This is a genomic window from Promicromonospora citrea (genome assembly GCF_013004695.1).
GTDB classification, from domain to species: domain Bacteria; phylum Actinomycetota; class Actinomycetes; order Actinomycetales; family Cellulomonadaceae; genus Promicromonospora; species Promicromonospora citrea.
Window position 1 is genome coordinate 1 of the sequence record NZ_JABEMG010000035.1, and the last position, 23,750, is coordinate 23,750.

At 71.5% G+C, this 23,750-nt stretch carries 17 protein-coding genes; 12 read left to right on the plus strand and 5 right to left on the minus strand.

Annotated elements, in window-relative coordinates; translation table 11 throughout:
• Window positions 1-200: hypothetical protein (locus tag HLB15_RS09195; RefSeq protein ID WP_171104995.1), on the minus strand; the 200-nt coding region annotated here is incomplete at its 3' end.
• A 399-nt stretch (window positions 201-599) separates the two neighbouring features.
• On the opposite strand from HLB15_RS09195, the gene HLB15_RS09200 reads away from it, so the two are divergent.
• Window positions 600-4,718 carry a S8 family serine peptidase gene (locus tag HLB15_RS09200; protein ID WP_229784910.1) on the plus strand — a complete coding sequence of 1,373 codons (4,119 nt, stop codon included), beginning with the start codon at window positions 600-602 and terminating at the stop codon, window positions 4,716-4,718.
• Window positions 4,719-4,910: 192 nt separating this feature from the next.
• Here HLB15_RS09200 and HLB15_RS09205 read toward each other — a convergent pair whose 3' ends face one another.
• Together HLB15_RS09205 and HLB15_RS09210 are read right to left on the minus strand one after the other, a co-directional pair.
• Window positions 4,911-6,002: an inositol-3-phosphate synthase gene (locus tag HLB15_RS09205; RefSeq protein ID WP_171104996.1), complete on the minus strand. Its 1,092-nt coding sequence runs from the start codon at window positions 6,000-6,002 to the stop codon at window positions 4,911-4,913.
• Window positions 5,999-6,643 carry a PadR family transcriptional regulator gene (locus HLB15_RS09210; protein WP_171104997.1) on the minus strand — a complete coding sequence of 215 codons (645 nt, stop codon included), beginning with the start codon at window positions 6,641-6,643 and terminating at the stop codon, window positions 5,999-6,001. The genes HLB15_RS09205 and HLB15_RS09210 overlap by 4 nt, the downstream gene beginning before the upstream one ends.
• 288 nt (window positions 6,644-6,931) lie before the next feature.
• On the opposite strand from HLB15_RS09210, the gene HLB15_RS09215 reads away from it, so the two are divergent.
• The 6 genes from HLB15_RS09215 (at window position 6,932) to rplI (ending at window position 14,136) form a co-directional block, all read left to right on the plus strand.
• Window positions 6,932-9,469, plus strand: a complete 2,538-nt coding sequence (locus HLB15_RS09215; RefSeq protein ID WP_171104998.1) for a transglycosylase domain-containing protein — start codon at window positions 6,932-6,934, stop codon at window positions 9,467-9,469.
• Between the two features lie 192 nt (window positions 9,470-9,661).
• Window positions 9,662-12,217, plus strand: a complete 2,556-nt coding sequence (locus HLB15_RS09220; RefSeq protein WP_171104999.1) for a transglycosylase domain-containing protein — start codon at window positions 9,662-9,664, stop codon at window positions 12,215-12,217.
• A gap of 186 nt (window positions 12,218-12,403) precedes the next feature.
• Window positions 12,404-12,694: a 30S ribosomal protein S6 gene (rpsF, locus tag HLB15_RS09225; protein ID WP_171105000.1), complete on the plus strand. Its 291-nt coding sequence runs from the start codon at window positions 12,404-12,406 to the stop codon at window positions 12,692-12,694.
• A gap of 124 nt (window positions 12,695-12,818) precedes the next feature.
• Entirely contained in the window at window positions 12,819-13,355 is a 537-nt protein-coding gene (locus HLB15_RS09230) for a single-stranded DNA-binding protein (protein WP_171105001.1), read from the plus strand.
• Between the two features lie 77 nt (window positions 13,356-13,432).
• Entirely contained in the window at window positions 13,433-13,669 is a 237-nt protein-coding gene (gene rpsR / locus HLB15_RS09235; protein WP_020013532.1) for a 30S ribosomal protein S18, read from the plus strand.
• A gap of 17 nt (window positions 13,670-13,686) precedes the next feature.
• Window positions 13,687-14,136 carry a 50S ribosomal protein L9 gene (rplI, locus tag HLB15_RS09240; RefSeq protein WP_171105002.1) on the plus strand — a complete coding sequence of 150 codons (450 nt, stop codon included), beginning with the start codon at window positions 13,687-13,689 and terminating at the stop codon, window positions 14,134-14,136.
• A 140-nt stretch (window positions 14,137-14,276) separates the two neighbouring features.
• Here the strand turns inward: rplI and HLB15_RS09245 are convergent, their stop codons facing one another.
• Window positions 14,277-15,647, minus strand: a complete 1,371-nt coding sequence (locus tag HLB15_RS09245) for an MGH1-like glycoside hydrolase domain-containing protein (RefSeq protein WP_171105003.1) — start codon at window positions 15,645-15,647, stop codon at window positions 14,277-14,279.
• Between the two features lie 62 nt (window positions 15,648-15,709).
• Here HLB15_RS09245 and HLB15_RS09250 point away from each other — a divergent pair, with 62 nt between their 5' ends.
• The 5 genes from HLB15_RS09250 to HLB15_RS09270 all read left to right on the plus strand — a co-directional run bounded on the left by HLB15_RS09250 (window position 15,710) and on the right by HLB15_RS09270 (window position 22,929).
• Window positions 15,710-17,122, plus strand: a complete 1,413-nt coding sequence (locus tag HLB15_RS09250; protein ID WP_171105004.1) for an ABC transporter substrate-binding protein — start codon at window positions 15,710-15,712, stop codon at window positions 17,120-17,122.
• A gap of 9 nt (window positions 17,123-17,131) precedes the next feature.
• A complete protein-coding gene (locus HLB15_RS09255; RefSeq protein WP_171105005.1) occupies window positions 17,132-18,028 on the plus strand; it encodes a carbohydrate ABC transporter permease in 897 nt (298 codons plus the stop codon).
• Entirely contained in the window at window positions 18,025-18,891 is an 867-nt protein-coding gene (locus HLB15_RS09260) for a carbohydrate ABC transporter permease (RefSeq protein WP_171105006.1), read from the plus strand. Before HLB15_RS09255 ends, HLB15_RS09260 begins: the two co-directional genes overlap by 4 nt.
• A gap of 65 nt (window positions 18,892-18,956) precedes the next feature.
• Complete coding sequence (locus tag HLB15_RS09265) at window positions 18,957-20,159, plus strand: ROK family transcriptional regulator (protein ID WP_171105007.1); 1,203 nt, start codon at window positions 18,957-18,959, stop codon at window positions 20,157-20,159.
• A gap of 277 nt (window positions 20,160-20,436) precedes the next feature.
• Window positions 20,437-22,929 carry a YhgE/Pip domain-containing protein gene (locus tag HLB15_RS09270; protein WP_229784938.1) on the plus strand — a complete coding sequence of 831 codons (2,493 nt, stop codon included), beginning with the start codon at window positions 20,437-20,439 and terminating at the stop codon, window positions 22,927-22,929.
• Between the two features lie 58 nt (window positions 22,930-22,987).
• Here HLB15_RS09270 and HLB15_RS09275 read toward each other — a convergent pair whose 3' ends face one another.
• On the minus strand, window positions 22,988-23,701 hold the full coding sequence (locus HLB15_RS09275; RefSeq protein ID WP_171105009.1) for a DUF305 domain-containing protein: 714 nt from the start codon (window positions 23,699-23,701) through the stop codon (window positions 22,988-22,990).
• Window positions 23,702-23,750 lie beyond the last annotated feature (49 nt).

Below are 23,750 nucleotides of genomic sequence, written 5' to 3' on the forward strand. Positions count from 1 at the left end.
CCGGCGGACGGCGCGCCGGCCGGCTCGGCGGCCACGGGCCGCGCGGAGTCGAGCACGGCGCGCGCCCCCTCGGCGTCGGGCGTGGCGAGCACCGTGGCGCGACCGCGCAGGAGGTGGGCGATCTCGATGATCTGGTCCGGCGGCAGCCCCACGCACACGACGAGGCCGGAGGCGGATCCTGGTGCTAGGTCGAACGTCACGTGCGTCACCCCTCCATGGGTCGGCCGTTCGGACAACGGACCGGTCGAGAACCTGGCCCGGCGGCGTCAGTGTGTCGCCGGACCGTACCGGTGGGGTCAATTTTTCGTTACCCGCTCGTTGCGTGCGCGAAATGGCACATTCCCGCCGAGATGGCGTCTTTACGCCAGGTAACGACCGGGTAGGGTGAATTTCTGGAGGGTTGGGGTGAAATGTAGCGGCTGCCGTTGACAGAGACAACTGCCGAGTCGCGACGTCATGTTGACCGAGAAGTGACCCTCGCCTGACCGTGAACCGACCTTGTTCCTGGAGCCCGCGCACCCGACGGTTGGGGACGGCCCACGACCGTGGTCCGTCGCAGCGCACCCGATCCCGTGGGTGCGCCGGGTAATGGAGGGTTCATGCATCGTAGAACCGTGCTCGCGAAGCGCGCGACAACCGCAACAGCGGCTGTGGCGCTCCTCGCGACCTCAGCACTGAGCGTTGCCCCGGCAGCGTTCGCAGGAACGTCCCCGACGTCAGCGCAGCCGGCCACCACGACGAAGACCGTCGCGGCAGACCCCGACGAGAAGTTCACGAGCTTCGCCCGCGAGATGCTCACGGAGCGCAAGACCGCGGACTTCTGGGTGGTGCTCGCGGAGGAGGCCGACCTGGCGCCGGCCAAGAAGATCGCCGACTGGGACGAGCGCGGCCAGTACGTCTACGACGCGCTCACCACGACCGCCAAGACCTCGCAGGCCGGCCTGGTCAAGGAGCTCGAGGCCGCCGACGTCGACTACGAGAGCTACTGGATCGACAACCGCATCCTCGTCGAGGACGGCACGCTGGAGCTCGCCAACGAGCTCGCGGCGAGCAGCAAGGTCGAGGCCATCCGCGAGACCGTGAAGCTGGACCTGGTCGACCCGGTCAAGCGCACACCGGTCGGCGACAAGGCACCGCAGGCCGTCGAGTGGGGCCTGGACTTCATCAACGCGCCCGAGGTGTGGGAGCAGGGCTACACGGGCCAGGGCGTCGTCGTGTCGAACATCGACACGGGCGTGCAGTTCGACCACCCGGCGCTCGCCGACCAGTACCGCGGCGCGCAGTCCGACGGCTCCGTCGTGCACGACTACAACTGGCAGGACACCAGCGGCTCGGCGCCCGCGCCGTTCGACAACAACGGCCACGGCACGCACACCATGGGCACCATGGTGGGCGACGACGGCGCAGGCAACCAGATCGGTGTCGCCCCCGACGCCGAGTGGATCGCCACGAACGGCTGTGACAGCTGCTCGGACTCGGCGCTGCTCGAGTCCGGCCAGTGGATCATCGCCCCGACGAAGGTCGACGGCTCCGACCCCGACCCGTCGAAGCGCCCCAACATCGTCAACAACTCGTGGGGCTACACCGCCGCGGGCTTCATCGACGACTGGTATGAGGAGACGACCGCTGCCTGGGCCGCCGCCGGCGTGTTCGGCGCCTGGGCCTCCGGCAACGCCGGCCCCGGCTGCCAGACGACGTCGTCGCCGGGTGCCAACACCAGCTCGTACTCGGTGGGCGCCTTCGACGTCTCGGGCAACATCGCCTCCTTCTCGTCGCGTGGTGCCGGCGAAGACGGTCTGGTCAAGCCCAACATCTCCGCCCCCGGCGTGAACGTCCGCTCGGCCGTCCCCGGTGACGGGTACGCCGCCTTCAACGGCACGTCGATGGCGACCCCGCACCTCGCGGGCGCCGTGGCCGTCCTGTGGAGCGCCGCTCCCGCGCTCGTCGGCGACATCGAGGGCACGCAGGCGCTGCTCAACGAGGCCGCCGTGGACACCGACGACACCACCTGCGGTGGTACCGCCGAGAACAACAACGTCTGGGGCGAGGGCAAGCTCGACCTCGCCGCGCTCATCGACGCCGCCCCGATCGGCGCCACCGGCTACGTCGCCGGCACCGTGACGGACGCCGACGGCGACCCGATCGCCAACGCCGACGTCACCATCGACGGCGACCGGGACCGCACCGTCAGCACGGACACCGACGGCACCTTCTCCGCGCGCGTCGCCACCGGCGACTACTCCGTGTCGGCGTCCGCCTTCGGCTACCTGCCCTCGGCGCCGACCTCCGTCACCGTCACCGAGGACGAGACCGTCGACGTCTCCCTCTCGCTCGAGGCCGCCCCGTCGCACGCCGTGACGGGCACGGTCACCTACGCCGGGTCGGGCGACCCGGTCGTGGGCGTCCCGGTCAGCCTCGGCAGCCACTTCGAGGACGTCACCACCGGCGCGGACGGCACCTTCGCTTTCGCCGACGTCCCCGAGGGCACCTACACCCTGAGCGTCGAGACGGGCGGTTGCGCCGCTCCGTACGAGGGTGACGTCGTGGTCGACGGCGCGGAGGACGTGCCCGTCGAGATCACCGCGGTGACCGACGACTTCGGCTACTCCTGCGCCACCACCACGGGCGAGTACCTGCAGGGTGACACCGAGTCCTCGCTCACGGGCGACGACGTGCAGACCTCGCTCGACCTGCCCTTCGCCTTCCCCTACTACGGCGAGAGCTACGACTCCGCGTTCGTCACGTCGAACGGCCACCTGAACTTCCTGGCGGCCAGCACGTCGTACTCGAACACGACCATCCCGAACAGCGTGGTGCCCAACGCCGCCCTGTTCCCCTTCTGGGACGACCTGGTCCTCGACGGTGACGCCGGCCTGTACACGGGCGAGACGACCGTCGACGGCAAGGACGCGTTCGTCGTCGAGTGGCGCAACGTGCGCAAGTACAGCCCGGCGACCGACCGCCTGAGCTTCTCGGTCACGCTCGTCGAGGACGGCAGCGTCGTCTTCGGCTACGGCGACGTCACCGACACCACCTCGGCCAAGGGCGACTCGGCGTCGGTCGGCATCGAGAACCAGGCCGGCACGGTCGGCCTGCAGTACTCGTCCGGCACCCCGTCGATCTCGTCGGACCTGTCGATCACCTACACGGCGCCCGTCCTCTCGTTCCTCGAGGGCACGGTCACCGACCTCAACACCGGTGACGGCGTCGAGGGCGCCACGGTCACGGCGACGTCGGACGGCGTCACCCGGACCGCGACCACCGGCGCGGACGGCACCTACTCGACCATCGCCCTCCCGGGCGAGTACTCGGTCGAGGTCACGGCGCCGGACTACGAGTCCGAGTCGGGCACGGTGACCCTCGACCCCGAGGCCACCGGCACGTTCGACGCGGCGCTCGCCGCCGGCCTCGTCACCGTCAGCACCGACTCCCTCGCCGCCACGATCCCGCTGGGTAGCACCACGACCAAGCGGTTCACCGTGAAGAACGAGGGTTCGGCCCCGGCCGACGTCGAGCTCGCCGGCACCGGTGGCGGCTTCGACATCCTGGGCACGGACGGCCTCGCGACCATCCAGCACCCGCAGGGCAAGGCCACCACGGTCAAGTCCACCAAGCCGTCGGCCTCGCTCGGTGGCTCCGGCATCGGCGGCAGGTCGGCGAAGCTCCAGGCCGCCGGCAAGGGCACGGCGGGCGAGGGCGTGCTGCCCGAGTCCATCCCGGTCGCGCCGAACGCCACGACGATCACCCACTCGGCGTCGCAGGAGATCGTGGCCCTCAGCTCCGCCTCGTGCGGTGGCCTGGCGGGCACCACGGAGAACCACTTCCTGCGGACCTTCACGCTGAGCGACTTCGGCATCGACGACGACTTCGAGGTCTCGGAGGTGTCCTTCGGTATCGAGGAGGCCACCGCCCAGACCCTGACGGTCAACCTCTACACGCTGGACGGCACCCTCACCTTCGCCAACCTGACGGAGATCGGGACGGCGGAGCTGAGCATCCCCGCGTCGACCCTGACGATGGTCTCGGTGCCCGTGACGGGCGAGGTGCCCGCGGGCGCCACGCTCGTGGTCGAGGTCGTCTCGCCGAACCAGCAGGCCACCGGCGGCGTGTTCTACATCGGGTCGAACGGTGCGGGCCAGTCCGCGCCGTCGTACCTGGCCGCCACCGACTGCGGGATCGCGGAGCCGGCCACCACCGACTCCATCGGCTGGCCCGACATGCACATCGTCATGAACGTCTCCGGTGACACCGCCGGCGGCGACCTGACCTGGCTCACCGTGGACCCCGCGGAGTTCACGCTGCAGCCGGGCCAGAGCAAGACGATCACGGCGTCGCTCAGCGGTGTCGTGGCGCAGCCGGGCACCTTCACCGGCTCGCTCCAGGCCAAGGCGGCGACGCCGTACGAGACGCCGTCGGTCGACGTCTCGCTGACGGTGAACCCGCCGAAGAGCTGGGGCAAGCTCTCGGGCACCGTGGGTGGCTTCACGCCGGACGGGGTGGTGTCGCTCGGCGACTCCGTCGTCCAGGTCAACGGGAAGCTCTCCTCGGTCACCCTGGTCACCGGGTCCGACGGCGTCTACGAGTACTGGCTCGACAAGTCGGAGAAGACGGCTCAGCTCATCGCCACGTCCAGCGGGTACGTCCCGCAGGTCGGTTCGGCGAAGGTGAAGGCGGGCGCCACGGTGGTGACCGACTTCGAGCTGGACCCGATCAAGTAGCGTCGCGGACCGGACGAGGGTCGACGACGCCGGCCTGACCGCGTCGTAGCCCTCGAGGTACCAGGGGGGTCCGCGAAACAGAGGGGCGCCTGTCCGGCGACCGCCACGTCGAGGTCTGGGACTCGACGAGGTGGTCACCGGGCAGGCGCCCTGCGGTCTCTCGTGACAGATCTTTCGTGGCAGGTCAGCGCGTCAGCGCTCGACCTCGCCGCGGATGAACGCTTCCAGCTGGGCGCGGCCCGCCGTGTCCTCCATCTGGACCGGCGGCGACTTCATGAAGTAGGTGGAGGCCGAGAGGATCGGTCCGCCGATGCCGCGGTCCTTGGCGATCTTGGCCGCCCGCACGGCGTCGATGATGATGCCGGCGGAGTTGGGCGAGTCCCACACCTCGAGCTTGTACTCCAGGTTGAGCGGCACCTCGCCGAACGCACGCCCCTCGAGGCGCACGTAGGCCCACTTGCGGTCGTCCAGCCAGGCCACGTAGTCCGACGGGCCGATGTGTACGTTGCGGTCGTCCTTCTTGCCGGCCAGCGGGCCGGTGAGGTTGGACGTGACGGCCTGCGTCTTCGAGACCTTCTTCGACTCGAGCCGGTCGCGCTGCAGCATGTTCTTGAAGTCCATGTTGCCGCCGACGTTGAGCTGGTAGGTCCGGTCGAGCACGACGCCGCGCTCCTCGAACAGCTTGGCCAGCACGCGGTGGGTGATGGTGGCGCCGACCTGCGACTTGATGTCGTCGCCGACGATCGGGACCCCGGCCTCCTCGAACTTCGCGGCCCACTCGGGGTCGGACGCGATGAACACGGGCAGCGCGTTGACGAACGCGACGCCCGCCTCGATCGCGCACCGCGCGTAGAACTTGGCCGCTTCCTCCGAGCCGACCGGCAGGTAGCAGACGAGCACGTCGACCTGTGCCTCGCGCAGCGCCGCCACGACGTCGACCGGCTCCTTGGCCGACTCGTCGATCGTGGCGCGGTAGTAGTCGCCGAGCCCGTCGAGCGTCGGGCCGCGCTGCACCAGCACGCCCGTGGGCGGGACGTCCGCGATCTTGATGGTGTTGTTCTCGGAGGCGTTGATGGCCTCGGCCAGGTCGAACCCGACCTTCTTCGCGTCGACGTCGAACGCCGCGACGAACTCGAGGTCCGACACGTGGTAGTCGCCGAACTGCACGTGCATGAGGCCCGGCACGGTGCCCGCCGGGTCGGCGTCACGGTAGTAGTGCACGCCCTGGACCAGGGACGAGGCGCAGTTCCCTACGCCGACGATGCCCACGCGGATGGAGGTCATCCTGGCTCCTTCTTCGGTTGTTCCTGCGAGGACGGGCGGTTCTGCGCCGCGGCGCGTCCCCGCTCGGTGGAGATGAGGCCGTCGAGCCAGCGCACCTCGCGCTCGACCTTTTCGAGCCCGAAGCGCCGCAGCTCCAGCGCATATTCGTCGAGCCGCGAACGCGGGTGCGCCGTGGACTCGCGGTACGCCTCGAGGCGCTCGGTCAGCCGGGTGCGCCGGCCCTCGAGCACGCGGAGGCGGGTCTCGGCGTCGGTCTGCGCGAAGAGCGCGAACCGCACGTCGAAGTTGTCGTCCTCCCAGGCGGCCGGGCCGGCGCTGGCCAGGACCGTCTGGAGGTGCTCCTTGCCCTCGTGGGTCAGCTCGTAGACGACGCGGCGCCGTCCGAGGGGCTTCGGCTTGGTGGTGCGTCCGGGGATCCCTGGCTTCGCCTTGCGCGCCGACGGCGACGGCTCGCTCTCCGCCGTGGCGATGAGGCCGCGGGCGACCAGGCTCTTCAGGGCCGGGTAGAGCGTGCCGTACGAGAGGGCGCGGAACGAGCCGAGCACGAGGTTGAGCCGCTTGCGCAGCTCGTAGCCGTGCAGCGGGGACTCGTTGAGCAGACCGAGGACGGCGGTCTCCAGCACGTCGGAACGGCTGCGCACGGTGGCCTCCTCCCGTGTCCGCCGCGAGGTGGCCGGCGGGTCGATGTCGTCCGATGTATCGACTCGATACATCGAGAGGATAGAGCGGCGTTCGTGGGCCGCGCAATCGCCGTCGTGCCGGACGTGGACGAAATGTGAAGTGCGGGGGGTGAAATGTCCAGGGCCGGTTGCGAGTGCTACCGGTGTGACGGAGCAGTCATCGACATCCCCTAAGGTGACCCGTGGTCAACCGCGACGGGTGCGTCACACCCCGCGGCCGGGCCGAGTCGAACCGAGGAAGAGGCTGACGTGTCGAACTGGAGTCCCCCTCCGATCTGGCCGCACACTCCCCGACGCCGGCAGAGGATCTGGAACTACCCCCGCCCGTACCGCACGGGCCTCAAGGCCTGGATCCCGTCGTGGCGCGTCGTGGTCGGCACGCTGCTCGCCGGCGGCTCCCTCGCGGCGGGCGTCTTCGTCGCCGCGTGGGCGAGCGTGCCCGTCCCGGCCGAGCTGAACACGGTCCGCGAGGAGACCACGACGGTGTACTACGCCGACGGCTCCCCGTTGGGGAAGTACGCGGCGCAGAACCGCACGATCGTGTCGCTCGCGGACCTGCCCTCGCACGTCACCGACGCGATCATCGCGTCGGAGGACCAGAGCTTCCGCACCCACATGGGCATCAACCCGCTCGGCATCGTCCGTGCGGCGGTCAACAACGTCACGGGTGGTGACCGGCAGGGCGCGTCGACGCTGACGCAGCAGTACGTCGAGAACTACTACGTCGGGGTCGAGTACGCGACGTACGCCACGAAGCTCAAGGAAGCGATCATCGCCCTCAAGGTGACGCAGCAGCAGTCGAAGGACCAGGTGCTCGAGGGCTACGTCAACACCATCTACCTGGGACGCGGCGCGTACGGGATCGAGGCGGCGTCGAAGGCGTACTTCGGCCACTCGGCCAAGGACATGTCGATCTCCGAGTCGGCGTTCCTCGCGGGCATCATCCCCAACCCGACGTACTGGGACCCGCGGCAGGGCGAGGCCGCGGCCGCGCAGGCGACGTCGCGTTGGGAGCGCACCCTGAACTTCATGGTCGAGGAGGGCTACATCACGGCGCAGGACAGGGACGCCGCCGAGTACCCGAAGCTCGTCGAGTACCGGCAGGGGTCGGGCGACAACCGGACCGCGTACCTGCTGGAGCAGGTGGCGAAGGAGCTGGCGGACCCGGACGGGGCGAACATCTCGGAGGAGGTGCTCACCAAGGCGGGCTACGAGATCCACACCTCGATCGACCCGACGATGCAGGCGGCGGCGAACGAGGCGATGAAGCTGCCGGAGGACGCCGGGAAGTACACGCGCGCGTCCCTGACCTCGATCGACCCGCGCACGGGTGAGATCAAGGCCATGTACGGCGGACCGAACTACTCCGAGCACCCGACCAACGCCGCGACCTTCCGTGCCCAGGGCGCCTCGACGTTCAAGCCCTTCACGCTCATCGCCGCCCTGAAGGAAGGCATCCCCCTCACGCAGAAGTACGACAGCACCGACGGCAAGGTCATCGAGGGCTGGAAGCAGACGCCGGACGGTCCGGACGTGCCGCTGAGCAACTTCGACCACGACTCGTTCGGCTGGATCGACCTCGCCTACGCGACGGCGCAGTCGGTGAACGTCGTGTACGGCCAGCTCAACAAGGAGATCGGCGCCGACAAGACCGCCCAGGTGGCCTACGACCTCGGCATCTCCCGCCCGGACGACAATCCCGACACGAACGACTGCTGCGTGATCAAGAGCAACCTCGCGAACGTGCTGGGCACCGACTACGTGACCAACGTCGACCTCGCCCACGCCTACTCGACCATCGCGGCGCAGGGCTACCGCACGACCCCGCACATGGTCACCACCGTCAAGAAGGGCGAGGGCCTCGTCTACGAGGGGCCGAAGACCAGCGAGCGCGTGTTCGACGAGGACGTCATGGCCGCGACGACGTACGCGCTGCAGCAGGTCGTCGAGGAGGGCTCCGGCGCGGCGGCGCAGGAGCTCACGACCCCGGACGGCACGCGGCGGCCCGTCGCGGGCAAGACCGGCTCGTCGCAGCAGACGGAGTCGGCGTGGTTCGCGGGCTTCATCCCGCAGCTCACGACCGTGGTCGGGCTGTACCAGTACGACATCGACCAGAACTCGTACCAGCAGATCCAGCCGTTCGGCGGCTACGAGTGGATGACGGGTGGCTCCTGGCCCACGTCGGCCTGGACGGCCTACATGTCCACGGTGACGGAAGGCATGGAGATCGAGGAGTTCCCCGACTACCAGCCGCCGGCCCCGCCGGAGCCGACGAGCTCGCCGTCGCCGTCGACCAGCCCGTCGGAGGAGCCCGAGGAGACGGTCATGGTGCCGGCCGGCCTGGTCGGGCGGCCGTTCGTCGAGGTCGCCTCCACGCTCGCGGGGCTCGGCCTCGTGCCGGAGCAGGTCGACGTCGACAGCGACCAGGACGTCGGCACGGTGCTCTCGGTGGCGAGCGAGGGTCAGGAGGTCGAGGTCGGCTCGTCCGTCCGCGTCGAGGTCTCCAACGGCGCCCTCGTCGAGGAGGAGGAGACGACGACGGTGCCGTGGGGCCTGACCAACCGGGACCAGGGTGACGCCGCCGCGCAGCTCGAGGCGGCCGGGCTGGTGCCCGTCGTCACCGAGGCGCCGTCGGACACCGTGCGCGAGGGCCGGGTCGTCTCCGTCGACCCGGGCGAGGGGGCAGAGGTGCCGGTGGGCAGCGAGGTGACGCTCGTCGTCTCGACCGGCCCGGAGCCGTCCGACGACCCGAGCGGCGACGACGGCGGGGGTGGCATCTTCGGCTGACGTCGTGCCCCAGGCGGTCCGACCAGCGGGTGAATATCACCATATCTGCTGGTAGAACGCCTGGGGCTTCGTCGACCGAACACCGGGCGTACACAGAGAAACCGCGTTTGTGCTACTTGCCGCGAACATCGATCCTCTATCGTTTCGACGGTTCAGTGCCCTCACTGAACGGATTCGAGGAACGAGGAAGACGTGGCGAACAGGAGTGAGTCTCCGATCTGGCCGCACGCTCCCCGGCGCCGTCGGGCGATCTGGAACTATCCCCGGCCGAACCACACGGGGCTGCGGGCCTGGGTCCCGTCCTGGCGGGTGGTCGTCGGCACCCTGCTGACGGGGCTGTCGCTCGGCATCGGCGTGTTCACGGCGGCCTGGATCGGCTGGCCCGTACCCGCGGAGCGGCCGGAGATCGGTTCAGAGACCACCACGGTCTACTACGCGAACGACAAGGTCATGGGCAAGTTCGCCGCGGTCGACCGGACGATCCGGCCGCTGGACGAGCTGCCCGACTACATCCCGGAGGCCGTGCTGGCCTCGGAGGACCAGAACTTCCGGGACCACATCGGCGTCGACCCGCTGGGCATCGTGCGCGCGTTCGTGAGCAACGTGACCGGCGGTCAGCGCCAGGGCGCGTCCACGCTGACGCAGCAGTACGTCGAGAACACGTACTTCGAGCCCGGCCAGACGTCGTACGCCGACAAGTTCCGTGAGGCCGTCCTGGCGCTCAAGGTGGACAGGGCGAAGAGCAAGGACGAGATCCTCGAGGGCTACGTCAACAGCATCTACCTGGGGCGTGGCGCCTACGGGTTCGAGGCGGCGGCGAAGGCGTACTTCAACAAGCCGGCCGCGAAGCTGACCGTCTCGGAGACGGCGATGCTGGTGGGCATCATCCCCTCGCCGTCCTACTGGGACCCCCGGTTCGGCGAGGAGTCGCGAGCGATCGCCGAGGTCAAGTGGGAGCGCGTGCTGCGCAACATGGCCGCGCAGGGCGTGATCACCGAGCAGGAGCGCGCCGAGGCCACCTTCCCCGAGCCGGTCGAGTACAAGCCGCCGACCCGCGCGGGCCAGGTGGGCTACCTGCTCGAGGAGGTCCGCAAGGAGCTCGCGGCCGAGGGGATCAGCGAGGACGACCTCCTCAAGAACGGTTACGAGATCCACACGACGATCAACCCGGCCTGGCAGAAGGCCGCCGTCGAGACGGCGAACACCATCCCGCGCGAGGGCGAGAACAAGGCGGCGGACGGCCTCTCCGTCTCCATCGTGTCGATCGATCCGAAGGACGGCGCGATCCGCGCGCTGTACGGCGGGCGGGACTACGCGAAGAACCAGTTCAACGCCGCGACCGACGGCAAGGCGCAGGCCGGCTCGACGTTCAAGCCGTTCACCCTGATCGGTGCGCTCGAGGAGGGCCACGAGCTGAACGAGCGCTACGTCGGCAACAGCCCCATGAAGATCCCGGGCTGGAACGACGGGCCAGGGCAGCCGGACAAGGAGCTCACGAACTTCGGCGCACCCGGAACGGGCGGCGAGTCGTTCGGCGAGATCGACCTGGTCAAGGCGACCGCCGACTCGGTGAACACCGTGTACGCGCAGCTCAACGTGGAGATCGGCCCCGAGAAGTCGCAGGACGTCGCCATCCGCGCGGGCATCCCCCAGGACTCGACCAACTCGTACCTGTCCAACGTGCTGGGCACCGAGCCGGTGCGCGCGGTCGACATCGCGCGCGCCTACTCGACGTTCGCGGCGCAGGGCACGCGCACGACGCCGCACATCGTGACCGAGGTGAGGGACGGCGAGAAGCTGGTCCACGAGTTCTCGGCGCCGCCGACGGCGGGCGCCATCCAGCCCGAGGTCATGACCAAGGCGACCTACGCGCTGCAGCACGTGGTCACGGAGGGTTCCGGCAAGCCGGCCTCCGAGCTGGTCGGCCCGGACGGCACGCCGCGCCCCGTCGCGGGCAAGACGGGTTCGACGAACGACAACAAGGCCGCGTGGTTCGCGGGCTACATCCCGCAGCTCACCACCGTGGTGGGTCTCTACCAGCAGGGCGAGGGCGGCAGCGAGGAGACCATCAGCCCGTTCGGCGAGTGGCAGAACGTGACCGGTGGTACCTGGCCGGTCACCGCCTGGGCGCACTACATGGGCCAGATCACGGAGGGCATGGAGGTCGAGCAGTTCCCCGAGTACGAGCCGCCGGCCCCCGAGCCCTCGTTCTCGCCGTCGACCTCGCCGTCGCCGTCGAACACGCCGGAGGCGCTCGTGACCGTCCCGGCCGACCTGATCGGCCAGCAGGTGGCCGCGGCCATGGCGCGGCTCTCCGGGCTCGGTCTGCCGCCCGTCATCGTGGACGTCGAGAACGAGGCGGCGCGCGGCACGGTGCTCTCCGTGCAGCAGGCGGGCCAGCAGGTGCCCCGCGGCACGGAGATCCGCCTCGAGGTGTCCACCGGCCCGCGCGAGCGGACCACGAAGGTGCCGGGCGGCCTGGTGGGCAGCAACGAGGGCAGCGCGCGGGCGCGGGTCCAGAACGCCGGGCTGCAGCCGGAGGTCGTGTACGAGGCGTCGGAGGACGTCGGGCAGGGCGTCGTCATCCGGACCGAGCCGGGCGAGGGCACCGAGGTGCCCGAGGGCAGCCGGGTGCGCATCGTCGTCTCGTCGGGCCCGGGCATCGGCCTCCCGACCGGTGAGCCGAGCGGCCCCGGCGGTGGCGGTGGCGGTGGTGGTGGCGGCGGTGGCCCCGGCGGGGGCGACTAGTCCGCGTGGCCGAGGGGCCGTCTCCTGCCGGGGGACGGCCCCTCGGCCGTGCCCGGGCGTTGTGAGGGGTCTCTCCCCGGCCGATTCTGCTCCTCGGGCACGGGACCGGTAGGCTTGGTCCTTGCTGTGAACCCTCCTGTCACGGAACGACCGTGACCGCTGAGACCAGAGGAGGTGGGTAGACACATGCGTCAGTACGAGCTGATGGTGATCCTGGACCCGGAGGTCGAGGAGCGCACCGTCGCCCCGTCGCTCGACAAGTACCTGTCGGTCATCACGACCGAGGGTGGCTCCGTCGACAAGGTGGACATCTGGGGGCGCCGCCGTCTCGCCTACGACATCGCGAAGAAGTCCGAGGGCATCTACGCCGTCGTCGACTTCACCGCGTCGTCCGCGACCGCCAAGGAGCTGGACCGCCAGCTCGGCCTCAACGAGGTCGTGCTCCGGACCAAGATCCTGCGCACCGGCGACAAGTGAGTCGTCCGCACTGAACTGAACCCTCCGGACCCTGCGCGCCCGCGCGTGTGTCAGTGTCTCGTGGTTGCATTCACCGCGAACCCGGATACCGCGTACGGAACGTCGACTGAATCGAGGAATTGGCATGGCTGGTGAAACTGTCATCACAGTGATCGGGAACCTCACGGGGGACCCCGAGCTGCGCTTCACCCCTTCTGGTGCGGCGGTCGCCAACTTCACGGTGGCGTCGACCCCGCGGACCTTCGACCGCCAGAGCAACGAGTGGAAGGACGGGGAGACCCTGTTCATGCGCTGCTCGATCTGGCGCGAGGCCGCGGAGAACGTCGCGGAGTCGCTGACCAAGGGCACGCGCGTCATCGTGCAGGGCCGCCTGGTCCAGCGCTCCTACGAGACCCGTGAGGGCGAGAAGCGCACCGTCGTCGAGCTGCAGGTGGACGAGATCGGTCCGTCCCTGCGCTACGCCACGGCCAAGGTCACCCGCGCCCAGCGCTCGGGTGGCGGCGGCTTCGGTGGCGGTGGCGGTGGCGGCTTCAACGGAGGCGGCCAGGGCAACGCCGGAGGATTCAGCTCGTCCGGTGGCGGTCAGAGCAACGACGACCCGTGGGCCACGGCAGGCCCGGCGTCGTCCGGCGGTGCGTTCTCGGACGACCCGCCGTTCTGATCGGCACCACCCGTTCACTTTTTCGCTCGTCCGGCCGTGCCAGGCCGGCGGGCAGCACCTGACGAAGGAGCAACACCATGGCGAAGCCTGTGGTGCGCAAGCCCAAGAAGAAGATCAACCCGCTGAAGTCGGCGAAGATCGCCAACATCGACTACAAGGACACGGCGCTGCTGCGTAAGTTCATCTCCGACCGGGGGAAGATCCGCGCCCGCCGCGTCACCGGCGTCTCCGTGCAGGAGCAGCGTCAGATCGCGAAGGCCGTGAAGAACGCCCGCGAGATGGCCCTGCTGCCGTACACGTCGACGGCTCGCTGAGGAAGGGATCGGAAACCATGGCAAAGCTGATCCTGACCCACGAGGTGACCGGCCTGGGCGAGCCCGGCGACGTGGTCGAGGTGAAGGACGGGTACGCCCGTAACTTCCTCATCCCGCGTTCGCTGGCGACCCCCTGGACCAAGGGCGCCGAGGCCGACATCAACGCGATCCGCAAGGCTCGCAAGAGCCGCGAGATCGCGTCGCTGGACGAGGCGAAGGCCCTGGCCGACTCGCTGTCCGCGAAGCCGGTGACCGTGACGGCGAACGCCGGCCCCGGTGGCCGTCTGTTCGGTGCGGTGACGACGGCGGACATCGCCGGTGCGGTCGCCGCTGCCGGTGGCCCCTCGGTCGACAAGCGCAAGATCGAGCTCGGTCAGTCCATCAAGGCGACCGGTGACTACACCGTGGCGATCCGCCTGCACCCCGAGGTGTCGGCCAAGATCGACGTGAAGGTCGTCGCCGGCTGAGCGCAGTCCCCGACTGTGTGAGCTGATCACCCCAGGCCCCGGCCCCCGCGAGGGGGTCGGGGCCTCGGTGTGTCGGTGGTGTCTCGTGCCTGTGCCCGCGCGGCCGGCGAGATCGGCTCGGTGCGGCCAAGGGGCCGGGCTCAGGTCCGGGCAGGGGCCGGAGGCCGAGGTGGAGCCGGGTGGGGCAGCACCGCGCGCTCGTCCGCGAGCAGGGCGTCGAGGCTCAGCGCCGCGCTCCAGGAGAACTGGCGGGTCCCCCGGCCGGCGCCCGTGTCCGGGTCCACGTACTCCGGAAACCGCTCGGGTACGGCGAGGGTGGTCTGCTCGTCCAGCCGGGCCGCGAGGTCGTGCCGCCCGAGCGCCCACACGGCGCGGCGGAGCAGCCAGGTCATGTTGAACCAGGCCGGACCTCGCCAGTACAGGGCGGGGTCGAACGCCGGGTCGAGGCGCGAGGTGCTGGGGAGGTAGCGGCCGCCCCCGAGGAACCCGGGGCCCGTCAGCGTCGCCACCAGACGCTCTGCCCGGCCGGGCGCGAGGGCCGGGGTCGGTGCCGCGGCGAGCAGGAGCGGGACCAGGCCGTTGACCGTCGCTCGGCCGACGGGCTCGCCCGTCGTGTCGTCGAGCGCCACGTAGAGGCCGAGCTCGTCGTCCCAGAGGTGGCTGTCCAGCGCGGCCACGAGCCGGGCGGCTGCGGCGACGTGCCCTCCCGGGTCGCTCTCGGTCGCGCCACCGTCCACGGCGGACAGTGTTGCCGCCACCCGTCCCAGCGCGAGCTCCGCCACCGCGAGCACCGAGCAGAACAGCGGGCAGACCATGGCGAAGCCGATCGCGACGTCGTCGGCGCACCCGGCGTCGCGGTACGTCTCGGCGAGGCGGTAGTACCGCCGGTAGTCGCGCGCGCCGGGCCGTTCGCCCGTGCCGGCGTGCTGCAGGTCGGGGCGACGGATCGGGGTGCGGGCCCGCGGCGGCACCCGCTCGAGGGCGACGTCCCACAGCGGGGAGTTGTCCGTGCCGCTCTCCCACGGGTGCTTGATCACCGGCAGCCCCGCCGCACCCGCCCGCCGGTCGTGCAGGTAGGCGTGCCAGCGGACGAGACGCGGGTACACCCGGTGCAGGAAGCCCTCCGCCGTGGACCCCGCCGGGTCGGCGCAGTGCACCAGCCACGCCGACCAGGCGTGCAGAGGCGGCTGCACGAGGCCGGACGCCGGTCGCGGGGCGCCCCGGACACCCGCCCAGAAGTCCGGTCCCGGCGCGTAGTCGTCGCCGCGGTCGAGGTCGTAGACGATCTGGGGCACACGGCCGTCGTCCCACTGCGCCTCCAGGAGGCTGACCAGCTCGGCCCGCGCCCGCCGGGGGTTCCGGTGCCGCGTGCCGATCGCGACGAACGCCGAGTCCCAGCTCCACTGGTGCGGGTACAGCCCCGTCGCGGGCACCGTGTAGCGGCCCGTCCAGTTCGTGTCGAGCACCCGGGCGGCGGCGTCGGCGGCGTCTTCCCGAAAGTCCTTGTGCATCTTTTGACAGTAGGCTAGACATAAGTGTCGGCTCCACTCACTCGACGGCGAGGAGAGATGCGATGTCCCGGAAGATGCCCTGGAACCAGCACCGCCGGGCGCGGTACGCGGCAGCGATGACCGCGGCGGGCGCCGCGGCCCTGGCCCTCACCGGCTGCGGCAGCGGCGGCGCCGAGGCCGACGACGTCATCACCGTGTGGACGGTCGAGACCCAGCCCGAGCGGCTCGCCGTCCAGCAGGAGGCGATGGACGCCTGGGCGCAGGACGCGGGGGTCGAGACCGAGCTCGTGCCGGTCGAGGAGGACCAGGTCTCCCAGCTCCTGTCCGCCGCCGCGCTCTCCGGCGAGGACATGCCCGACGTCGTCAACGCGATCAGCCCAGGCCTGGTGCGCTCGTTCGACCGCGACGGCTACCTCGACCGGGACGCCGCGGCCGAGGTCGTCGAGACGTTGGGGGAGGACACGTTCTCGTCCGTCGCGCTCGAGCTGACGAGCGACGGTGACGAGCTGCTCGCCGTGCCGTCCGACGCCTGGCCGATGATGGTCTACTACCGCACCGACCTGTTCGAGGAGGCGGGCCTCGAGCCCCCCACCACGTACGAGGCCCTGCGCACGGCCGCGGAGGAGCTGACGGGCGACGGCCGCCACGGCATCACGCTGGCGACGGATGCGGCCGACCCGTTCACCCAGCAGACGCTCGAGTTCCTGGCCCAGGGCAACGGCTGCGAGCTGGTCGACGACTCCGGCGCGGCGTCGCTCGACACGCCCGCCTGCACCGAGACCGTCGAGCTGTACGCCGACCTGGCCGGGGAGCACTCGCCCGACGGCACGCAGGGCGTCGAGTCGACGCGGGCGACCTACTTCGCGGGGCAGGCGGCCATGACCGTCTGGTCCTCGTTCCTGCTGGACGAGCTGGCCGGCCTGCGGGAGGAGTTCACGCCGTCGTGCGACGAGTGCGCCGGCGACCCGGGCTGGCTCGCCGAGAACACGGGCGTGGTGCCCGTGGTCGAAGGGCCGTCCGCGGGCGGCGACGCCGCGGGCTACGTCGAGCTCGTCTCCTGGGGCATCACCGACGGCGCGGACCCGGAGGTCACGGACTTCGTCGCGTACATGATGTCCGACCGGTACGTGGACTGGCTGGGCATGGCGCCCGAGGGCAAGGTGCCCGTGCGCACCGGCACGGCGGACGACCCCGCGCAGTACACCGAGGCGTGGGCGGGGCTGGAGATCGGCGTCGACGAGAAGGCGGCGTTCTCCGACGTCTGGCCCGCCGAGGTGACCGACACGCTCGCCGCGGCACCCGAGTCCGCCGACCGCTGGGCCCTGCCCCAGGGACAGGGCGCCATCCTCGGCCCGCTCACGAGCGAGCTGCCGCTCGCCAAGGCGGCGGCCGACCTGGGCTCCGGCGGCACCGACGCGGCCGCGGCGCAGACCGCGATGCAGGACGCGGTCGCGGAGATCGCCGAGCGCGACTGAGGAGCGGGCGTGGGCTCGAGGCTGCGGGGGTACGAGAACCGGGACGGGATCGCGCTGGTCGTGCCGGTGACCCTGGTCGTCGCCGCGATCATCGTGCTGCCGATCGTGTGGACGGTCGTGCTGTCGTTCCAGGACGCGCGGTACGTCGACGTGGCGCGCAACGGCCTGTTCAACGAGCTCACGCTCGACAACTACGCGGACGTCCTCGCGGCTCCCGGGTTCTGGCGGTCGCTGCTCACCACCGTCGAGTACTCGGTCGCGACCACGGTCGGGTCCATCACGGTGGGGCTCGTCGCGGCGCTCGCGTTCCGGGAACGGTTCCGCTTCCGGGCGCCCCTGCGCGCCGTCATGCTCCTGCCCTACGTCGCGCCGGTCGTGGCGACCACGTTCGTGTGGCAGGTGGCGCTGAACCCGCAGTACGGCGTCGTCAACGCGTTCGGCACCCAGGTGCTCGGGTGGGAGCACCCGGTCAACTTCCTGTCGTCGGCGCCCACGGCACTGCTCACGGTCATCGTCTACGACATCTGGCGGTACTTCCCGTTCGCCTTCATGTTCCTCGGGGCGGCCCTCACCGGCCTCAGCCGTGAGATCGAGGAGGCCGCCGTCGTCGACGGGGCGACGCCGCTGCAGAAGTTCTGGTTCGTGGTGCTGCCGCAGCTGCTGCCCACGATCGCTCTGCTCGTGCTGTTCCGGATGGTCATGGCGTTCAACGAGTTCGACGACGTGTACCTGCTCACCGGCGGCGCCGCCGGCACGCAGGTCGCGTCGGTGCGGGTGTTCGAGCAGCTCACCGGGTCGAGCGACATCGGAGGTGCGAGCGCGACGGCCGCCGTGATGGCCGTGTTCCTGGGCGTCGCGCTCGCGGTCTACCTCCGGCTGACCGCGCGGAACAGGGAGGCGTCATGAGCACGGTGGCCGGACAGACCCGCGTGCTGCGGGTGCTGCGTGCCGTGGTGATCGTCGCCCTCGTGCTGGCCACGGTCGTGCCGTTCGTCTACATGCTGTCGCTGAGCTTCGTGCGCATCGACGACCTGCTGCGCGACCCGTTGCGCGTGCTCCCGGCGCTCGAGCGCCTCACGACGGACACGTACCGTCAGGTCCTGGCCTCGGAGCAGGACGGCGGCTACGGGTTCGCGCGGTTCATGCGCAACTCTGCCGTCGTCGCCGTCGCCGCGTCGGCGCTCACCGTGCTGCTCGTCGTGCCGGCGTCGTACGCGCTCACGCGCCTGCGGTTCGCCGGGCGCACGCAGGTCTCGTGGCTGTTCCTCGCGGTCTACCTGTTCCCGACGATCATCATCGCCGTGCCGGTGTTCGTCGGCTTCCAGGTGTTCGGGCTCGGGTCGTCGCTCGTCGGCCTCGTCATCGCCTACGTGGCTCTCACCGTGCCGGTCTCCGTGCACATGCTGCGCAACTACCTCACCGGCATCCCCGAGTCGATCGACGAGGCCGCGGTCATCGACGGCGCCTCCCGGCTGCAGATCCTCACCCGGATCACCGTGCCGCTCGCGATGCCGACGATCATGTCGACAGCGCTCTACTCCTTCATGATCGCGTGGAACGAGTTCCTGTTCGCGCTCCTGTTCCTCTCGGCGAAGCAGGACCTGTGGACGGTGTCGCTCGGGCTGACCCGGCTCGCCGACGGGCAGGAGGTCTCCAAGACCGTCCTCATGGCGGGCAGCGTGCTCCTCACCGTGCCGATCGTGATTCTGTACGGCGTGGCGGAGCGGGCCCTCACGGAGGGGCTGACCGCCGGGGCGGACAAGGGCTGACCGCCCGTCGGGTGCGATCCGGGAGCACGAGCCCCGGCAGGACGAGCAAGGAACCGAGGAAGAACGTGGCAGCAGGCGCGGGCGAGATCCTGCAGCTCATCCGGAACGGACGCGCGACGACGCGCACCGAGGTGCTCGACGCGACGGGCCTGTCCCGCGTCACGGTGGCGCAGCGGATCGACGCCCTCCTGGCCGCGGGCATCATCCGGGCGGCGGGCGACGCCGGCGCGACCGGCGGGCGGCGCGCCGAGCGCTTCGTCTTCGACCCGCGGGACTCGCTCGTGCTCGTCGCCGACCTGGAGCTCGCGGCGCCCGCGCGGCGCCCAGCGCAGGCTCGCCCCGCGGCGCCGCCCGACGCCGCGGCGCTCGCCGTCGTCGATCCCCACGGTGTCCTGCTCACCCGTACGACGCTCCCCGTGGACCTCGCAGCGGGGCCGGACACCGTGCTCCCGAGCCTGCTCGACGGCTTCGACGTGCTGCTCGCCGGGGCGGGGATCGCGCGCACCGCCGTGGGCGCCGTCGCGCTGTCCGTGCCCGGCCCGGTCGACCCGCACGACCACCGGCTGTCCGACCCGCCGCTTCTGCCGGGCTGGGGCGGGTGGCCCGTGGTCGAGACCGTGCGAACCCGGTTCGACGTGCCGGTGCACGTCGAGAACGACGCCGACGCCGCCGCGTACGGCGAGTACACCGAGCTGGCCGCGGGCCGTAGCGGGCCGCCGCAGCCGTTCGTGCTGGTCAAGGCATCGGGATACCTCGGAGCGGGCCTCGTCGTCGACGGCCGGATCTACCGGGGGACCGACGGCGGGGCCGGCGACATCGGGCACGTCGACGTGGGCGGCGACGCCGTCTGCCGGTGCGGTCGGCGCGGGTGCCTCGCCGCGGAGGCCGGTGGTGCCGCGCTGCTGCGGCGCCTGGCCGAGGCGGGGGCGGAGGTCACGTCGTTCGCGGAGGTGCAGGCGCTGGCCGAGCGCGGGGACCCGCTCGTCACGGCGGAGCTCGACCGGGCGGCGGGGCTCGTCGGGCGCGTGCTGGCTGTGCTCGTCGGCGTGCTCAACCCGGCCGACCTCGTGGTGGCGGGCGAGCTCGCCGTGCCCGCCGTCATGGCGGGGGTCCGTGCGGGTGTCTACGCGGGTGCCCAGCCGCGCGCGACGGCCCGGCTGCGCGTGCGGCCGGCGGTGCTCGGGCCGGACGCGGTGCCGGTGGGGCTCGCGCGGGTCGCCGTCGACGACCGGTTCTCCGCCGCGGCCGTGGACGCCTCCCTGGGCTGATCAGCGCCTCCGACGGGAGCGGGTGATCTTTGGGTGGTTTTACTGAGTTGTCATCAGTAGCGGCTCCCGTCGAGCGCTTTCCGCGGGTACCTTCGGCCCAGATGCCCGCCATGTCGGGCTTTCTGCCCGCCGACGGTGGCGGGCCCGGCGGCTGGGGGGACGCCGGTCGGACGACGTCCGCGCACGACGACGCGCGCGGCACGAGAGGTGGACGATGACGCAGCATCATGCATCCCGAGCACCACGACCAGGACCAGGACCCACGATCTTGACCGCGGTGGGGGTCGCGACGCTCTTCGTCGGAGCGATCGTGGCCACCGCGATGATGCTCTTGTTCCAGGGCGAGGTCGCAGGCGGTGCTCTCCGGCTGGCGGACGGCGCGGGCGAGCTCAACGACGGCATCCAGAACCGGCTGGTGTCGGGCGTCGGCGAGCTCGGCTCCGGTGCCGAACAGCTCAACGCGGGCGTGCAGGACGACGTGGTGCCCGGCGTCGAGCAGCTCGCCGAAGGGACGGGAAAGCTCGACTCCGGTGCGTCCGAGCTGAGCGAGGGCATGGTCAAGCTGCACGACGGCTCGAAGAAGATCGCCGACGGCACCGCCGAGACGGCGACCGACGTCGCCGACCTCGCGGACGCGTCGCTGCGGCTGACGGCGGGGTCGACCGCGATCCACGACGGGCTGGGGACGTTGAACGCGGGCGCCGAGGAGCTCGACGCGGGCCTTGCGACCGTGAGCTCGAAGGCGCCGGCGCTCGCCGACGGGACGGCGCGGCTCGCGGACGGCTCGGCCCTGGTCGCGGCCGGTGTCGTGCGAGTGAGCGACGGCGTGACCCCGCTGGACGCCGGGGCGCGGAAGCTGGCGGCGGGGTCAGCACTCGTCCAGGCCGGCGTCGTCCAGGTGAGCGACGGCGTGAGGCCGCTCGACGCCGGCGCGCAGCGGCTTGCCGCGGGGTCGGGTGTGCTGCGTGCCGGTGTCGAGCGGGTCGGCGAGGGCGTGACGCCGCTGGACGAAGGGGCAAAGCGGCTTGCCGCCGGGTCGCAGGATCTGGTGGTCGGCGCCGGACAGGTGCACTCAGCGGCTGAGCGGCTCGCGGCCGGCTCGAGCCAGGCGCTGGCAGGGAGCCAGAGCCTCAACGGTGGCCTGTCGCAGCTCGTCGCGAACAACGGTGCGATCCTGAACGGGACGGACGCGGTCCGTGCCGGGGCGGGCGATGTCGCCTCGGGCGCCGCGACGCTCGACGCGGGGGCCGACCAGATCGCCGGCGGCCTCGCGCAGCTGGGTTCGCGGATGCCCGCGCTGAAGGAGGGCGCCGCCGCTGCCGCGGCGGGCGCGAAGCAGGTTGCCGACGGCGCAGCGCCGGTGGCAACCGGTGCCGGCCAGGCCCAGAAGGGGGCCGGGCAGCTGGCCACGAGCATCGGTGGTCTGGTCGACGGCGCCAACCAGGTCAGGACCGGCAACCAGGGTCTCCAGCAGCAGCTCGGGGCCCTGGCCGGATCCGTCGAGGACCCGGCGCTCAAGGCACAGCTCCAGGGCCTGGCCGCGGCTTCGGGTGACCTCGCGGCCGGCGCGGGCCAGGTGGCCGCGGGCGCGTCGCAGGCCCAGGCCGGCGCCTCCGGGCTCGCGGGCAGCCTCGGCGACCTGGAGGCGGGCGCGCAGGCCGTCTCGGCAGGAGCCCAGCAGGTCGCCGGCGGCACCGCTCAGGTGTCCACGGGGGTCGCCCAGGTCGCGGACGGGATCGCTCCCCTCGAGGCCGGGGCCAACGAGCTCGCCGCGGGGGCCGAGCGGCTCAAGGGCGGCTCGGCCACGCTCCAGGCGGGCATCGTCCAGCTCGCGCCGGGCATCCAGCAGTACGTCACCGGCGTCGGTAGCGCGTACGAGGGCAGCACCGTGTTGGTCGCGGGCGTGCAGCAGGTCGCAGGGGGCAACGCTCAGCTGGCCGAGAGCACTCCCGGCCTGACCTCAGGGGCCGCACAGCTCGCAGGAGGAACCACGGAGCTCGCGGCGGGCACCGGCACGCTGCGGGCGGCGCTGCCGGAGCTGCTGGCGGGCGCCGGCCAGGTCGCCGACGGCAGCTCCGAGCTCGCGGCCGGGACGGGGACGTTGCGGGCGAAGCTGCCTGCGCTGGTCTCCGGCACGGCCGATCTCGCCGACGGCAGTGCGGCCCTGGCCGCAGGGACCGGCAAGCTCAAGGGGGGTCTGCCCGCCCTGCTCGACGGTTCGGCCGAGGTCGCAGGCGGCAACGCCGAGCTCGCGGGCCAGACCCCCGCACTCGTCTCCGGCGTCCAGCGGCTGTCCGCGGGCTCGGGGGCGATCGTCGACGGGTCGGCCCGCCTCCACGACGGCTCCGGCACGCTCCGCGCCGGCATCGTCGAGGTGCGCGACCGCGTCGTCCCCAAGGTCGAGAAGTCGCAGCGGCTGGCCGACGGCTCGGTCACGCTCAGGGACGGCCTCGGCGACGCCCGCACGGGCTCGCGCACCCTCGCGGACGGGACCGGCACGCTCGACGCGGGGACCCGGAAGCTGGCCGCCGGCGCGGTGACGCTCGCCGACGGCACGCAGCGGCTGGCCGACGGGTCGGCGGAGCTCGCGTCCGGGACCACCGACCTGGCGTCCGGGTCGGAGCGGCTCTCGGCGGGGAGCGGTCAGCTCTCCAGCGAGGTCGAGGACGCGATCGTCGGCCCGCTCGGCATCGTCGTCATCCTCGCGGCGGCGGTCGGCCTCCTGCTCGCCGTCGCAGGCCTGATCCTGCTGCGGCGGCGCGCGAGCTGACCCCGACGCCCTGACGGACCGGCCGCCGTCGTACCCGGGCTACAGGCGTCGAGCCGGGCTACAGGGCGTCGAGCATCTGCCGCAGGCGGTCGATCTCCGCGGCCTGGTCGGCCGCGATGTTGTTGGCCAGCTCGAGCACGCGCTCCTGGCTGCCCTCGGCCGCGACCTCCTTGCACATCGTGAGGGCGCCCTCGTGGTGCCGGATCATGCCCTCGAGGTAGAGCCGGTCGAACTCGGCGCCGGACGCGTCTTCGAGGGCCCCCATCTCGGCGTCGGTCAGCATGCCGGGCATCGCGCCGTCGTGCCCGTGCCCCGGGGCGCGCGGGCCGGAGCCGTCGCCTCCCTTGGCGGTCAGCGGCACGGGGTAGTCGTTCTCCTCCAGCCAGCTCGTCATGAGGTCGATCTCGCTGGCCTGGACCACGTCGATGCGCTCGGCGAACGTCTTGAGCTGATCCGACTCCGCACGCTCCGGGGCGAGCACGGACATCTGGATGGCCTGGTCGTGGTGCCACACCATGTCGGTGAGGAACGTGGCGTCGGCCTTCGTGAACGGGGCCCCGTCGGGCGCGCCCTCGTAGTCCTCCGGCGCGATCGTCGTGTTCGGCTCACCGGGCCCGCCCGGCTGCACCACGACGGAGCTCGGGGTCGGGGTCGCCTCGGGCTCCTCGTCCGCCGTGCAGGCGGTGAGCAGCAGTGCGGGCCCGAGCACGGCCAGGCCGAGCGCTGCGATCCGGGTGAGTGATCGGCGTCCGGCCCCTGTCAGCTTTCCCACGGCGGTCCTCTCGTCCGGGCTCACGGTCGTGTCGCCGGCTGGCCGTCCG